Origin of the sequence: Piscinibacter sp. (assembly GCF_047600445.1) — a bacterium.
GTDB lineage: Bacteria > Pseudomonadota > Gammaproteobacteria > Burkholderiales > Burkholderiaceae_C > Piscinibacter.
Genome location: NZ_JASGKT010000001.1, coordinates 664932 through 677993, shown reverse-complemented (window position 1 = coordinate 677993; position 13062 = coordinate 664932). Strand labels below are relative to the sequence as shown.

13 protein-coding genes are annotated in these 13062 nt (G+C 71.5%); 4 read left to right on the top strand and 9 right to left on the bottom strand.

Going from position 1 to position 13062, the window contains the following annotated elements:
* Positions 1–14: 14 nt before the first annotated feature.
* From lptE to QM792_RS03145, 6 genes are all read right to left on the bottom strand, one after another.
* Positions 15–506, bottom strand: a complete 492-nt coding sequence (gene lptE, locus QM792_RS03170) for an LPS assembly lipoprotein LptE (RefSeq protein ID WP_415147731.1) — start codon at positions 504–506, stop codon at positions 15–17.
* Positions 503–3130, bottom strand: coding sequence for a leucine--tRNA ligase (gene leuS / locus QM792_RS03165; RefSeq protein WP_415147730.1), 2628 nt, complete (start codon positions 3128–3130; stop codon positions 503–505). Before leuS ends, lptE begins: the two co-directional genes overlap by 4 nt.
* A 74-nt stretch (positions 3131–3204) precedes the next feature.
* Positions 3205–3624, bottom strand: coding sequence for an ExbD/TolR family protein (locus tag QM792_RS03160; protein WP_415147729.1), 420 nt, complete (start codon positions 3622–3624; stop codon positions 3205–3207).
* 1 nt (position 3625) lies between these two features.
* Positions 3626–4291 (bottom strand): MotA/TolQ/ExbB proton channel family protein, encoded by a 666-nt coding sequence (locus QM792_RS03155; RefSeq protein WP_415147728.1) that lies wholly within the window; start codon positions 4289–4291, stop codon positions 3626–3628.
* Positions 4292–4295: 4 nt separating this feature from the next.
* Positions 4296–5102 carry a 4-hydroxy-tetrahydrodipicolinate reductase gene (gene dapB / locus QM792_RS03150; protein ID WP_415147727.1) on the bottom strand — a complete coding sequence of 269 codons (807 nt, stop codon included), beginning with the start codon at positions 5100–5102 and terminating at the stop codon, positions 4296–4298.
* Positions 5099–5632, bottom strand: a complete 534-nt coding sequence (locus QM792_RS03145; RefSeq protein WP_415147726.1) for an outer membrane protein assembly factor BamE — start codon at positions 5630–5632, stop codon at positions 5099–5101. The genes dapB and QM792_RS03145 overlap by 4 nt, the downstream gene beginning before the upstream one ends.
* Positions 5633–5732: 100 nt before the next feature.
* On the opposite strand from QM792_RS03145, the gene fur reads away from it, so the two are divergent.
* From fur to ubiM, 4 genes are all read left to right on the top strand, one after another.
* Positions 5733–6161, top strand: coding sequence for a ferric iron uptake transcriptional regulator (gene fur, locus QM792_RS03140; protein ID WP_415147725.1), 429 nt, complete (start codon positions 5733–5735; stop codon positions 6159–6161).
* Between the two features lie 48 nt (positions 6162–6209).
* Positions 6210–7274: a tRNA preQ1(34) S-adenosylmethionine ribosyltransferase-isomerase QueA gene (gene queA / locus QM792_RS03135; RefSeq protein WP_415147724.1), complete on the top strand. Its 1065-nt coding sequence runs from the start codon at positions 6210–6212 to the stop codon at positions 7272–7274.
* A gap of 28 nt (positions 7275–7302) precedes the next feature.
* Complete coding sequence (tgt, locus tag QM792_RS03130; RefSeq protein WP_415147723.1) at positions 7303–8430, top strand: tRNA guanosine(34) transglycosylase Tgt; 1128 nt, start codon at positions 7303–7305, stop codon at positions 8428–8430.
* 219 nt (positions 8431–8649) lie between these two features.
* Complete coding sequence (gene ubiM / locus QM792_RS03125; RefSeq protein ID WP_415147722.1) at positions 8650–9948, top strand: 5-demethoxyubiquinol-8 5-hydroxylase UbiM; 1299 nt, start codon at positions 8650–8652, stop codon at positions 9946–9948.
* Here ubiM and QM792_RS03120 read toward each other — a convergent pair whose 3' ends face one another.
* From QM792_RS03120 to QM792_RS03110, 3 genes are read right to left on the bottom strand one after another with little or no spacing between them, the layout of a single operon-like run.
* Positions 9949–11838, bottom strand: a complete 1890-nt coding sequence (locus QM792_RS03120; RefSeq protein ID WP_415147721.1) for an MFS transporter — start codon at positions 11836–11838, stop codon at positions 9949–9951. It lies immediately after the preceding gene.
* A 28-nt stretch (positions 11839–11866) separates the two neighbouring features.
* The gene (locus tag QM792_RS03115) at positions 11867–12634 is read right to left on the bottom strand and encodes a DUF2145 domain-containing protein (RefSeq protein WP_415147720.1); all 768 of its coding nucleotides are present in this window, start codon (positions 12632–12634) and stop codon (positions 11867–11869) included.
* The gene (locus QM792_RS03110; protein WP_415147719.1) at positions 12631–13056 is read right to left on the bottom strand and encodes a hypothetical protein; all 426 of its coding nucleotides are present in this window, start codon (positions 13054–13056) and stop codon (positions 12631–12633) included. The genes QM792_RS03115 and QM792_RS03110 overlap by 4 nt, the downstream gene beginning before the upstream one ends.
* Positions 13057–13062 lie beyond the last annotated feature (6 nt).

Here is a 13062-nt window from a genome sequence, read left to right as displayed (position 1 = left end):
CTCGCGGGCCCGCCTCAAGGTGCCGGCACCGAGGCCAGGCGCCGCAGCACCTGCGCGGCGATGTCGTTCTGCATCGAGCGGTACAGCGCCTCCTCCTCCTGCTCCTTGGCGAGCGCGGCGGTTTCGCTGTAGCTCATGTCGCGCGACAGCAGGATCTCGGTGGCGGGAATCATCTCGCGGCCCTGCGCGGTGCGCAGCTTGAAGCCGAAGCGCGAGCGCAACTGCAGTTCGCGCACCTGGCCGAAGGCGGTGGTGGCGACCACGCTCTTCTCGCGCGTGTCGGTGATCACCTCCAGCACCATCTGCGCCTGCGCCGGCGCGTCGACCACCACGGTGGTCGGCGTCGCGTCGATCTGGCGGCGCAGTTCGCGCTCGAGCGTGGACTTCGGCTTGAAGCCGGACAGCAGCACCGAGCGAAAGCGCAGCTCGGGCGCGCGGCGCAGCTCGAAACCGCAGCCGCCGAGGGCGCTCAGGCCCAGCGCGCCGAGCGCGGCCCTGCGCTTCATCCGACGACCACGTTCACCAGCCGCCCGGCGATCACGATCACCTTCTTGATCGCCAGGCCCTGCGAGAACTTGAGGAAGTCGGGGCTGGCGACCGCCGCCGCCTCGATGGCCGCCTTGTCGGCGTCGGCCGCCACCTGGATGGCGCCGCGCAGCTTGCCGTTGACCTGCAGCATCAGCTCGATGCGCTCCTGCAGCAGCGCCGCCTCGTCGACCTGCGGCCAGGGTGCGTCGAGCAGGTCGCCGTGCTGCGCGCCGTAGCCCAGCGCCTGCCACAGCACCCAGGTGGTGTGCGGGCAGGCCGGGTAGAGCGCGCGCAGCAGGATGCCGAAGCCTTCGCGCAGCACCGCGCCGGCGTCGCCCTTGCAGGCTTCGAGCGCGTTGAGCAGCTTCATCGCGCCGGAGACGACGGTGTTGTACTGCATGCGCTCGTAGTCGTAGCTCACCTGGCGCAGCACGCCGTGCACCTCGCGGCGCAGCGCCTTGGCGTCGTCGCCCAGCGCGGCGGCGTCGACCGCGCCGGCGGCGCGCAGCGCATCGGCGTTCTTCGCGCCGAAGTTCCACAGCCGGCGCAGGAAGCGGTTCGCGCCCTCGACGCCGGCGTCGTTCCACTCCAGCGTCTGCTCGGGCGGCGAGGCGAACATCACGAACAGCCGCGCGGTGTCGGCGCCGTAGCGGTCGATCAGGTCCTGCGGGTCGACGCCGTTGTTCTTCGACTTCGACATCGTGCCCACGCCTTCGTAGCTCACCGCCGAGCCGTCGCTCTTGAGCCTGGCGCCGGTGATGCGGCCTTCGGCGTCGAAGGTGTTCTCCACCTCGTGCGGCCAGAAGTACTCGATGCCGCCCTTGTCGCTCTTGCGCGAGTAGATGTGGTTGAGCACCATGCCCTGCGTCAGCAGCCGCGTGAAGGGCTCGTCGACCTTCACCAGCTTGAGGTCGCGCATCACCTTGGTCCAGAAGCGCGCGTACAGCAGGTGCAGGATGGCGTGCTCGATGCCGCCGATGTACTGGTCCATCGGCATCCAGTACTGCGTGCCGGCGCCGACCATCGCCAGGTCGTTCTTCGGGTCGCAGTAGCGCATGAAGTACCACGAGCTGTCCACGAAGGTGTCCATCGTGTCGGTCTCGCGGCGCGCCGGCTTGCCGCAGCGCGGGCAGGCGACCTTCAGGAAGCGCTCGCACTTGTTCAGCGGGTTGCCCGAGCCGTCGGGGATCAGGTCTTCGGGCAGCACGACGGGCAAGTCCTTCTCGGGCACCGGCACCGCGCCGCACGCATCGCAATGGATGATCGGGATCGGCGTGCCCCAGTAGCGCTGCCGGCTGACGCCCCAGTCGCGCAGCCGCCAGGTGGTCTTCTTCTCGCCCAGGCCGCGCGCGGCCAGCGCCTTGGCCACCGCGTCCACCGCCTGCGCGTGGTGCAGCCCGCTGTACAGGTCGGAGTTGACCGTGATGCCGCGCGCCTTGTCGGCGTACCACTCCTGCCAGCGGTCGTAGCTGAAGTGCGGCTCGCCGTCGACGTGGATCACCTGCAGGATGTCGATGCCGTACTTCTTCGCGAACGCGAAGTCGCGCTCGTCGTGGCCGGGCACGCCCATCACCGCGCCGTCGCCGTAGCTCATCAGCACGTAGTTGCCCACCCACACCGGGATCTTCTCGTGCGTCAGCGGGTGCTCGACGACCAGGCCGGTGGGCACGCCCTTCTTGTCCTGCGTGGCGAGTTCGGCCTCGGTGGTGCCGCCGGCCTTGCACTCGGCGATGAAGGCGGCCACCGCCGGGTTGGACGCCGCCGCGTGCAGCGCCAGCGGATGCTCGGGCGCGACGGCGCAGAAGGTCACGCCCATGATGGTGTCGGCGCGCGTCGTGAAGACGTACAGCCGCCCGCCGCCGACCGGCTGGCCGTCGTCGCCCTGGATGCGGTGCGGGAAGGCGAAGCGCACGCCCTCGCTGCGGCCGATCCAGTTCTCCTGCATCAGCTTGACGCGCTCGGGCCAGCCGGGCAGGTGCTTCTGCACGTGCTCCAGCAGCTCGTCGGCGTACTGCGTGATCTTCAGGTAGTAGCCGGGGATCTCGCGCTTCTCGACCGGCGCGCCCGAGCGCCAGCCGCGCCCGTCGATCACCTGCTCGTTGGCCAGCACGGTCTGGTCGACCGGGTCCCAGTTGACCACCTGCGTGCGGCGCTCGGCGATGCCGGCCTCCAGCATCTTCAGGAACAGCCACTGGTTCCACCTGTAGTACTCGGGCGAGCAGGTCGCGACCTCGCGGCTCCAGTCGATGGCCAGGCCCATCGCCTGCATCTGGCCCTTCATGTGGGCGATGTTGTCGTAGGTCCACTTCGCCGGCGGCACGCGGTTCTTCATCGCCGCGTTCTCGGCCGGCAGGCCGAAGGCGTCCCAGCCCATGGGCATCAGCACGTTCATGCCCTTCATGCGCAACTGGCGCGCGAGCATGTCGTTGATGGTGTAGTTGCGCACGTGGCCCATGTGCAGCTTGCCGCTCGGGTAGGGCAGCATCGAGCAGGCGTAGAACTTGGCCTTGCGCGGATCCTCGGTGACCCGGTAGGCGTCGGCGGCGTTCCAGGCGGCCTGGGCGGCGCGCTCGATCTCTGCGGGCTTGAAGTCGGGGCTCATGGGGCGGCGCGGCGGCGCTTCTGCAAAGGCGCCCGATTATAGGAAGCGCCCCCTCGCGCGCGCTCCCGCGACGCTCAGCGCGGCGGCGCTTCGGTGACGAAGCCGACGCGGCTGAGCCCGCCGGCCTGCACCAGCCCGATCAGCTCGGCGACGCGGCCGTAGGGCACGCCGCGGTCGGCGCGCAACTGCACCTCGGTGGCCGGGTTGGCGCGCGCCGCCTCGGCCACGCGCGCGCGCAGCACGGCCTCGTCGACCGGCGCGCCGGCGACGAACAGCGCGCCGGCCGCGTCGATCGCCAGTTCGAGCGACCGCGGCGCCTCGCTCGGCTGCGCGCCCTCGGCGCGCGGCAGCTCCAGGCGCAGCGCCGAGCTCATCAGCGGCGCGGTGATCATGAAGACCACCAGCAGCACCAGCATCACGTCGATCAGCGGCGTCATGTTGATGTCGCTCATCGGCTGCGGGCCGGCGCTGCGTTCGAGGCGGCCGAAGGCCACGTCAGGACTCCTCGATGGCGTCGGCGCCTGCGGCGACCATCTCGCGCAGGTCGTGCGCGAAGCCCTCCAGCTCGGCCTCGCAGGCGCCGACCCGCTTGCCGAACACGTTGTAGGCCAGCACCGCGGGAATCGCCACCGCGAGGCCGGCGGCAGTCATCACCAGCGCCTCGCCCACCGGGCCGGCGACCTTCTCGATGGTGATCGCCCCGGCGGCCGAGATCGCCGCCAGCGCGTGGTAGATGCCCCAGACCGTGCCGAACAGGCCGATGAAGGGCGCGGTGCTGCCGATCGAGGCGAGCAGCACCTGGCCGAACTGCAACTGCGCCAGCACCGCGTGCAGCGCGTCGCGCAGCCGGCGCGTGAGCTGCGAGGCGAGCTGGCCGCGCGATTCGAGCGTGCCGCCGCGCGCCTGCGCCGTGGCGGCGGCCAGCAGCGGCACGAGCGTGTCCTCGCGGTCGAAGGCGGACAGCGCGCGCTGCCCGTCGGCCAGCGTGGTCGCGGCCCAGAACGCCGGCACGGCGCGCGCGATGTCGCGCCGCACGCGGCGCAGCAGCCAGGCCTTCCAGAAGATCAGCACCCAGGCGCTGACCGACATCAGCAGCAGCAGCGCGGCGACGCCGCGCGTGATGAAGTCGCCCTGCTCCCAGAAGTGCTGCAGGCCGCCCATCGGGTCAGGCCAGGCCGAGCACCGCGTCCATGCCGTACAGGCCCTTGTCGTGCGAAGCCAGGAAGCGCGCCGCGCGCAGGCTGCCCTGCGCGAAGTTGGCGCGGCTGGTGGCCTGGTGGCGGATCTCGACGCGCTCGCCGGTGCCGGCGAACAGCACGGTGTGGTCGCCGACGATGTCGCCGCCGCGCACCGTCGCGAAGCCGATGCTGGACGGGTCGCGCTCGCCGGTGACGCCTTCGCGGGCGTAGACGGCGCAGTCCTTCAGCTCGCGGCCGAGCGCCGCGGCGATGACCTCGCCCATCTTCAGCGCGGTGCCGCTGGGCGCGTCGACCTTGTGGCGGTGGTGCGCCTCGATGACCTCGATGTCGTAGCCGTGTTCGAGCGCGCGGGCGGCGACTTCGAGCAGCTTGAGCACCACGTTCACGCCCACGCTCATGTTCGGCGCCAGCACGATCGCGTTGGCCTGCGCGTACTGCGCGACCTGCGCCTTCTGCGCCTCGCTGAAGCCGGTGGTGCCGATCACCGCCTTGACGCCCAGCGCTCGGCAGGCCTCGAGGTGCGCCAGCGTGCCCTCGGGGCGCGTGAAGTCGATCAGCACCTGCGCGTCGGCCAGGCCGGCGCGCAGGTCGGCGGTGATGGCGACGCCGCTGGCCGCGCCGAGGAAGGCGCTGGCGTCCTGGCCGATCGCGGGGCTGCCGGCGATGTCGAGCGCGCCGGCCAGCACCATGTCGTCGGCGCCGCGCACCGCCTCGATCAGCATGCGCCCCATGCGGCCCGAAGCGCCGGCCACCGCCACGCGCAGCGCGCTCACTGCGCCGCCTCCAGCGGCGGGTAGCTGCGCGCCGGGCCGACCGGCTCGGCGGCCGGGGCGGCGGGCTTCTCGGGCACCGGCAGCGCCTTCACCTGCTCTTCGCTGAGCGCCAGCGTCGGCGCCTTGCGCGAGGCCTTGAAGGTGTCGATGGAGGCGACGAACTCGCGCTCCTCGGGCAGCTCGGCGCTGGTGTCTATGCTGGCGAGCGTCTCGCCGTTGAACTTCGCGACGATGCGGCGCAACTGCGGCTCGGCGCCCTGGCGGCGGATCGTGAAGACGTAGTCCCAGCGGTCGGCGTGGAAGGTGTCGGTCAGCAGCGGCGAGCCGAGCACGTCGCGCACCTGGGCGCGCGACATGCCGGGCTTGACCAGCGCGAGCTGCTCCTTGGTGACCACGTTGCCCTGCACCACCTCGACGCGGTAGGGCGTGATCAGGCCGAGGATGTTGTCGGACGACTGCAGCGAGGCGCAGCCCGTGGCGACGAGCGCGGCGGCCGGCAGGCAGGCGAGGCGGCTGAAACGAGCGGGCATGGTGTTTTGCGGGCGGGCACGCCGCGGCGGCGGCAACCTCGATATGATCGACGGATTCTAGCGGTCGACACCGCCCGGGCCGATCCTTGCGAGTGCTGCCATGACCCATGCCGAGGAATTGAAGAACAGCGGCCTGAAGGCCACCCTCCCGCGCATCAAGGTGCTGGAGGTGTTCCAGCGCAGCATGCAGCGCCACATGAGCGCGGAAGACGTCTACAAACACCTGCTCGCCGAAGGCTCCGACGTCGGCCTGGCCACGGTGTACCGCGTGCTGATGCAGTTCGAGCAGGCCGGCATCCTGTCGCGCAACCACTTCGAGACCGGCAAGGCGGTGTTCGAGCTCAACGAGGGCAAGCACCACGACCACCTGGTGTGCATGGACTGCGGCCGCGTCGAGGAATTCTTCGACGCCGAGATCGAGAAGCGCCAGAAGGCCGTCGCCACGGCGCGCGGCTTCGATCTGCAGGAGCACTCGCTGGCGCTGTACGCCGCCTGCACCAAGAAGAACTGCAGCCACCGGGCGAAGTAGCCCCGGCACCGTTCGCGCCGGGTGCGGCATGGCACCATTGCCGCCGCCATGCCCGCGCCGCCCCGCTCCTACACGCTCGCCGATTTCGACTTCGACCTGCCGGCCGGGCTGATCGCCCAGCATCCCGCGCCCGAACGCTCCGCCTCGCGGCTGCTCGACGGCCGCGCGAGCGAACCCGTCGACCGCGTGTTCCGCGAACTGCCGGCGCTGCTCGACGCGGGCGACCTGCTGGTCTTCAACGACACCCGCGTCATCAAGGCGCGGCTGCTCGGCGCCAAGGCCAGCGGCGGCGCGGTGGAGGCGCTGGTCGAGCGCGTGCTGCCGCCGCGCGAGGTGCTGGCCCACGTGCGCGCCAGCAAGTCGCCGCGGCCCGGCGGCATGCTGCGCTTCGCCGGCGCCGACGGCAGTTCGTCGTTCGAGGCCGAGGTGCTGGGCCGCGACGGGCCGGACGGCTCGCTGTTCCGCCTGCGCCTGCCGGACGACCCGTTCGTGCTGCTCGAGCGCCACGGCCACGTGCCGCTGCCGCCCTACATCACGCACGCCGACGACGCCGACGACGAGCGCCGCTACCAGACCGTGTTCGCCCGCCACCCCGGCGCAGTGGCCGCGCCGACCGCGGCGCTGCACTTCGACGCCGGCGTGCTGGCCGCGCTGCGCGAGCGCGGCGTGCGCACGGCCGGCGTCACGCTGCACGTCGGCGCCGGCACCTTCCAGCCGGTGCGCGTGGAGAACCTCGCGCAGCACCGCATGCACAGCGAGTGGTTCGAGGTGCCGCAAGCCACGGTGGAGGCCGTCGCCGCGGCGCGCGCCGCCGGCCGGCGCGTGGTGGCGGTGGGCACGACCACGCTGCGCGCGCTCGAATCGGCGGCACTCGGCGGCGCGCTGGCGGCCGGCGCGCGCGAGACCGACATCTTCATCACGCCCGGCTTCGAATTCCGCGTGGCCGACCGGCTGGTCACCAACTTCCACCTGCCGCGCAGCACGCTGATGATGCTGGTCAGCGCCTTCGCCGGCCACGAGCGCGTGATGGCGCTGTACGCACACGCGATCCGCGCGCGCTACCGCTTCTTCAGCTACGGCGACGCGATGCTGCTGGCGCGCGTCGGGTCGTGAGCGCCGACCCGGCTGCGACAATCGGCGCATGCTGAGCTTCGAACTGTTGCGCACCGAAGGCCGCGCCCGCCGCGGCCGGCTGACGCTGAACCACGGCGTCGTCGAGACGCCGATCTTCATGCCGGTGGGCACCTACGGCACGGTCAAGGGCGTGATGCCGGCCTCGCTGGAGGCGATGGGCGCGCAGATCATCCTCGGCAACACCTTCCACCTGTGGCTGCGGCCGGGGCTGGACATCCTGGCGCAGTTCGGCGGCTTGCACCGCTTCGAGGGCTGGCGCAAGCCCATACTCACCGACAGCGGCGGCTTCCAGGTCTGGTCGCTGGGCGAGATGCGCAAGATCAGCGAGGAGGGCGTGCGCTTCGCCTCGCCGGTCAACGGCGACAAGCTGTTCCTGACGCCGGAAGTCAGCATGCAGATCCAGCGCGTGCTCGACAGCGACATCGTCATGCAGTTCGACGAGTGCACGCCCTACGAGACCAAGGGGCGCGTCACGACCGAGAAGGAAGCGCGCGCCTCGATGGAACTGAGCCTGCGCTGGGCGCGGCGCTGCAAGGCGGAGTTCGAGCGGCTCGAGAACCCGAACGCGCTGTTCGGCATCGTGCAGGGCGGCATGTTCGAGGCGCTGCGCGAGCAGTCGCTGGCCGCGCTGGTCGAACTCGACCTGCCCGGCTACGCGATCGGCGGCGTCAGCGTCGGCGAGCCCAAGGAGGACATGCGCCGCATCGTCGCGCACACGCCGCACCGGCTGCCGGCCGGCAAGCCGCGCTACCTGATGGGCGTGGGCACGCCGGAGGACCTGGTCGAGGGCGTGGCCCACGGCGTCGACCTGTTCGACTGCGTGATGCCGACGCGCAATGCGCGCAACGGCCACCTGTTCACCCGCTTCGGCGACCTGCGCCTGCGCAACGCGCGCTACAAGACCGACGAGCGGCCCATCGACGAGACCTGCGCCTGCCCCGCCTGCGCCGGCTTCAGCCGCGCCTACCTGCACCACCTGGACCGCTGCAACGAGATGCTCGGGCCCATGCTCGCCAGCATCCACAACCTGCACTACTACCTGAACCTGATGCGCGAGGTGCGCGAGGCGCTGGACGCCGGCGCCTTCGCGGCCTTCGCGGCGAAGTTCGCCGAAGACCGCCGCCGCGGCGTCTGATACCCATTCGCGTTCGAACGTATCAATGTCCTCCCGTTCGGGCTGAGCTTGTCGAAGCCCCACCGAGGCACTCGCGTGCCCTTCGACAAGCTCAGGGCGAGCGGAGTCTGACGTTCGAACGCGAATGGGTATGACGCGGCGCCAGGCCTTGACGCGGGTCAGGCCCGCGCCGACGCGCGGCGCGGATGATCGTCTTCCCTCTCACGCGCCGAGAACGCCATGACGCGCCGCATCCCCGCATCGCTGGAAACCCCTTTCGACACCGACGTGCTGATCATCGGCGCCGGCCCCAGCGGCCTGGCGCTGGCGCGCGCCCTGGCGAACGCCGCCATCCGCAGCATCGTACTCGACGCGCAGGACGCCGCCGCGCTGGCCGAGCCCGCGCCCGACGGCCGCGACATCGCGCTGACGCACCGTGCCGCCGCGCTGATGCGCACGCTCGGCCTGTGGGAGCGCCTGCCGGCCGGGGAAGTGGCGCCGCTGCGCGCGGCCGAGGTCTACGACGGCAGCGACCCCCGGCCGCTGCACTTCGACCCGCAGGGCTCGGGCGAGGACGAACTCGGCTGGCTGGTCGCCAACCACGTGATCCGCCGCGCGAGCTGGCAGGCGGTGCAGGGCCAGGACGCCATCGAGCTGCGCCCGGCGACGCGCGTGCTGGGCCTTTCCTTCGACGCCGCTGGCGCGACGCTGCGCTGCAAGCGCGCCGACGGCGGCGAAACCACGCTGCGCGCGCCGCTGATCGTCGCCGCCGACAGCCGCTTCTCCGAAGCGCGCCGCCAGGCCGGCATCGGCGCGCGGATGCGCGACTTCGGCCGCAGCGTGATCGTCTGCCGCATGGCGCACGGCGCCTCGAACCGCGCGGTGGCGCAGGAGTGCTTCCACCACGGCCACACGCTGGCGGTGCTGCCGATGAACGGCGGCGAAAGCTCGATCGTGCTGACGATCCGCTCCGACCAGGCGCTGGCAATGCAGCGCTGGGACGACGCGGCCTTCACCGCCTGGGTGCAGCAGCAGCTCGGCGAGCGCCTGGGCACGCTGGAATCGCGCGGCAAGCGCCACCTCTACCCGCTGGTGGCGGTGTACGCGCAGCGCTTCGTCGCGCCGCGCTTCGCGCTGGTCGGCGACGCGGCGGTGGGCATGCACCCGGTCACCGCGCACGGCTATAACTTCGGCCTCTATGGTGTCGACGAGTTGAGCGCGCTGCTGGCCGCGGCGCGGCGCGGCGGGCGCGACCTCGGCAGCCTGGACGTGCTGCTGCCCTACGAGACGCGCCACCGGCGCGAGACCTGGACCATCTTCCACGGCACCAACACGATCGTCGGCCTGTTCACCGACGACCGCCAGGCGGCGCGCGTGCTGCGCCAGGCCGTGGTGCGCGTGGCCGAGCACCTGCCGCCGCTCAAGCGCGCGATCACGCAGCGCCTGACGCGCAGCGGCCCGACGCCGTGGCCATCGCCGCCGCCGCTGCCGAAATTCCCGAAACTGCCGGACGCGCTGGCGGCCTTCCTGCGCGGCTGATCAGCTCGCCAGCAGTGCGGCGACGCGCTCGCGCAGGAGCTTGGGACTGACCTGCGCGGCCGGCACCGGCTCGCCCGCCACCAGCCCGACGCGGCTGAAGAAGCCGCGCCGGAACGGCTTGCTCATCGCGTTGCCGTCGATGCGCGAGAAGAACGAGCCCCACAGGTTCTGCAAGGCCATCGGCACCACCGGCACCGGGTTGGCCTCGAGCAGCTTCATCACGCCGCCCTTGAACTCGCCCAGCGAGCCGTCGCGCGTGATCGCGCCCTCGGGGAAGATGCACAGCAGGTCGCCGCCGTCGAGCACCTCGCGGGCGCGCGCGAAGGCCTGCTCGTAGGCGCGCGGGTCTTCCTTCTGCGACGCGATCGGGATCGCCCTGGCCAGCCGGAACAGCGTGCCCAGCACCGGCGTCTTGAAGATGCGGTGGTCCATGATGAAGGCGATCGGCCGCGGGCTGGCCGCCATCAGCAGGATCGCGTCGACGAAGCTGACGTGGTTGCACACCAGGATCGCCGCGCCCTCGGTCGGGATGTGCTCGTCGCCGCGCACCTTGAAGCGGTACACCAGCCGCGTGGCCACCCAGGCGATGAAGCGCAGCAGGTACTCGGGCACGACGAGGAAGATGTAACCCGCGACGAGCAGGTTCAGCAGCCCGGTGATCAGGAAGAGCTGCGGCACGCTGACGCCGGCCTTCAGCAGCAGCACGGCCATCGCGGCGCTGCCGATCATGAAGAGGGCATTGAGGATGTTGTTGGCGGCGATGACGCGCGAGCGGTGGCTGGGCTTGGCGCGCATCTGGATCAGCGCGTACATCGGCACGCTGTACAGGCCGGCGAACAGCGCCAGCAGCGCGAGGTCGGCCATCACGCGCCAGTTGGCGCCGAGCGCGGCGAACTGCGCCAGCGTCAGCGCCGTCGGCGGGTGCGCGACGGAACGCGAGGCGAAGTACAGGTCGATCGCGAACACGCTCATGCCGAAGGCGCCGAAGGGCACCAGGCCGATCTCGACGTGGCGCCGCGACAGCGTCTCGCACAGCAGCGAGCCGGTCGCGATGCCGATCGAGAACACCACCAGCAGCAGCGAGGCCACCTGCTCGTTGCCGCCCAGCACGTCCTTCGCGAAGGCGGGGAACTGCGTCAGGAACACCGCGCCGAAGAACCACATCCACGAGATGCCCAGCAGCGAGCGGAACACCGCGATGTTCTCGTGCGCCAGCTTCAGGTTGCGCCAGGTCTCGGTGAAGGGGTTCCAGTTGATGCGCAGCGCCACGTCGGTGGCCGGCGCGGCGGGCACGAACTGCGCCGCCAGGCGGCCCAGCACGGCCAGCGCGAGGCAGCTCCAGGCCACGTAGCGCGCGCCGACCTCGGGCACCGCGATCAGCAGGCCGCCGGCCACGTTGCCGAGCAGGATGGCGACGAAGGTGCCCATCTCGACCATGCCGTTGCCGCCGGTCAGCTCGCGCTCGCTCAGGTGCTGCGGCAGGTAGGCGTACTTCACCGGGCCGAACAGCGTGGAGTGCACGCCGAGCAGGAAGGTGCACAGCAGCAGCACCGGCACGCTCTTCGCGGCGAAGCCGTACAGCGCCAGCGCCATGATCACGATCTCCAGCGTCTTGACGAAGCGGATCAGCGTGGCCTTGTCGTATTTGTCGGCGAGCTGGCCGGCGGTGGCCGAGAACAGCAGGAAGGGCAGGATGAACAGCGCCGCGATCAGCTGCACCACCAGCGCGGGCTCGAGGCCGCCGGCCTGCGCCGTGCCGTAGGTCACCATCACGGTGAAGGCGAACTTGAACAGGTTGTCGTTGCCGGCGCCCAGGAACTGCGCCCAGAAGAACGGCGCGAAGCGGCGCTGGCCGAGCAGCGCGAATTGATTCGGGTGCGGGTCGTGCACGGTCTGTCCTCCCGTTGTCGTTCTCGGCTCAGCGCACCGTCTGCACCGGCGCGCCCAGCCCGCTGCGATTCAACCACGCGAACACGGAGTCGACGGTGACGGTCTCGATGCGATCCGAGAAGCGCTTCTCGTTCGGATGGTCGTCGAAGGCGATGTTGACCGCGGTGGCGCGCGCGCCCAGGCGGGTCAGCGCGCCCAGGCGCAACGTGGTCGGCTCGTAGCCGCTGAGCTTCAGCCAGGCCTGGGCGCGTTCACGCGTCGTGGCCTGCGGCGCGCTGGCCAGCGCCAGCGTCTCGACGGCCCACTGGTTGCTCTGCTGGTAGCGCTGCGCCCAGGGGTAGGCCACCATGCTGTAGGCGCTGGTGTGCAGCCGCGTCGCCTGCGCGTCGTCGCGCAGCAGCGGCAGCAGCCTGGCCTGCAGGGCCGGCTCGGGCACGACGAAGCCGGCCTTGTACTCGTGCAGGTCGTCGAGGAAGAACTCGCCCAGGCCCTGGCGGAAGACGTCGGCGCGCGCGCTGCCGCAGGCATTGAGCTTGTGCACCACGCGCCAGCGCGGCCCGTCGCGGTAGGCCAGGCCGAGGTGAGACCAGGCCAGGCCGTACTTCGACAAGTCCTGCCCGGCGCGCGCCAGCACCACCACCTGCGCGCCGCTGGCGTCGAGTGCAGCGGCGGTGTGCTGGGCGAGCGTCATCGCGCGCTGCACGTTGAGCGCCTCGGGCGGCTTCTGCTCGCAGCTTCGCCCGGCCTGCGCGGCGCCGGCGGCCAGCGCCAGCACGAGGGTCAGCGCGGCTTTCATCGGCTGATGCGCTCGTTGTAGAGCAGCGCCTGCCCGATCTCGTTCGGGATGTAGGCCAGCGCCTTGCCCGCCGCCGACAGCACCCAGCCGGCGCTGAAGGCGCTGACGGTGATCGCCGTGCCGGCGGCCACCGAAAGCCCGCCGGCCGCCGCGGCCGACAGCGTGACGCTGGCGCGCACGCCGTCGGAGACGCGCTCCAGCACCCACACCGTGCCTTCGGCCGAGGCCTGCACCGCGACGACGGTCAGCATCGCGCCGCCGGACAGCAGCATCGCCGGCGCGGCCACCGACACCGCCACCGGCAGCATCGACAGCGCGCTGGCGTCCGAGGCATGCGGGTGGGCGCGCGCCGGGCCGGCCAGGCTGGCGGCCAGCGCGGCCGCGACGGCGATGGAACGGAAAAGTCGGTTCGGGTTCTTCATCGTGCG

What these genes read in the sequence shown, in the direction of transcription:
- ubiM (WP_415147722.1), top strand. Translation starts at nt 8,650, where the DNA reads ATGACGCGCCGCATCCCCGCATCGCTGGAAACCCCTTTCGACACCGAC.
- fur (WP_415147725.1), top strand. Translation starts at nt 5,733, where the DNA reads ATGACCCATGCCGAGGAATTGAAGAACAGCGGCCTGAAGGCCACCCTC.
- QM792_RS03110 (WP_415147719.1), bottom strand. Translation starts at nt 13,056, where the DNA reads ATGAAGAACCCGAACCGACTTTTCCGTTCCATCGCCGTCGCGGCCGCG.
- lptE (WP_415147731.1), bottom strand. Translation starts at nt 506, where the DNA reads ATGAAGCGCAGGGCCGCGCTCGGCGCGCTGGGCCTGAGCGCCCTCGGC.
- QM792_RS03155 (WP_415147728.1), bottom strand. Translation starts at nt 4,291, where the DNA reads ATGGGCGGCCTGCAGCACTTCTGGGAGCAGGGCGACTTCATCACGCGC.
- QM792_RS03145 (WP_415147726.1), bottom strand. Translation starts at nt 5,632, where the DNA reads ATGCCCGCTCGTTTCAGCCGCCTCGCCTGCCTGCCGGCCGCCGCGCTC.
- queA (WP_415147724.1), top strand. Translation starts at nt 6,210, where the DNA reads ATGCCCGCGCCGCCCCGCTCCTACACGCTCGCCGATTTCGACTTCGAC.
- tgt (WP_415147723.1), top strand. Translation starts at nt 7,303, where the DNA reads ATGCTGAGCTTCGAACTGTTGCGCACCGAAGGCCGCGCCCGCCGCGGC.
- QM792_RS03115 (WP_415147720.1), bottom strand. Translation starts at nt 12,634, where the DNA reads ATGAAAGCCGCGCTGACCCTCGTGCTGGCGCTGGCCGCCGGCGCCGCG.
- leuS (WP_415147730.1), bottom strand. Translation starts at nt 3,130, where the DNA reads ATGAGCCCCGACTTCAAGCCCGCAGAGATCGAGCGCGCCGCCCAGGCC.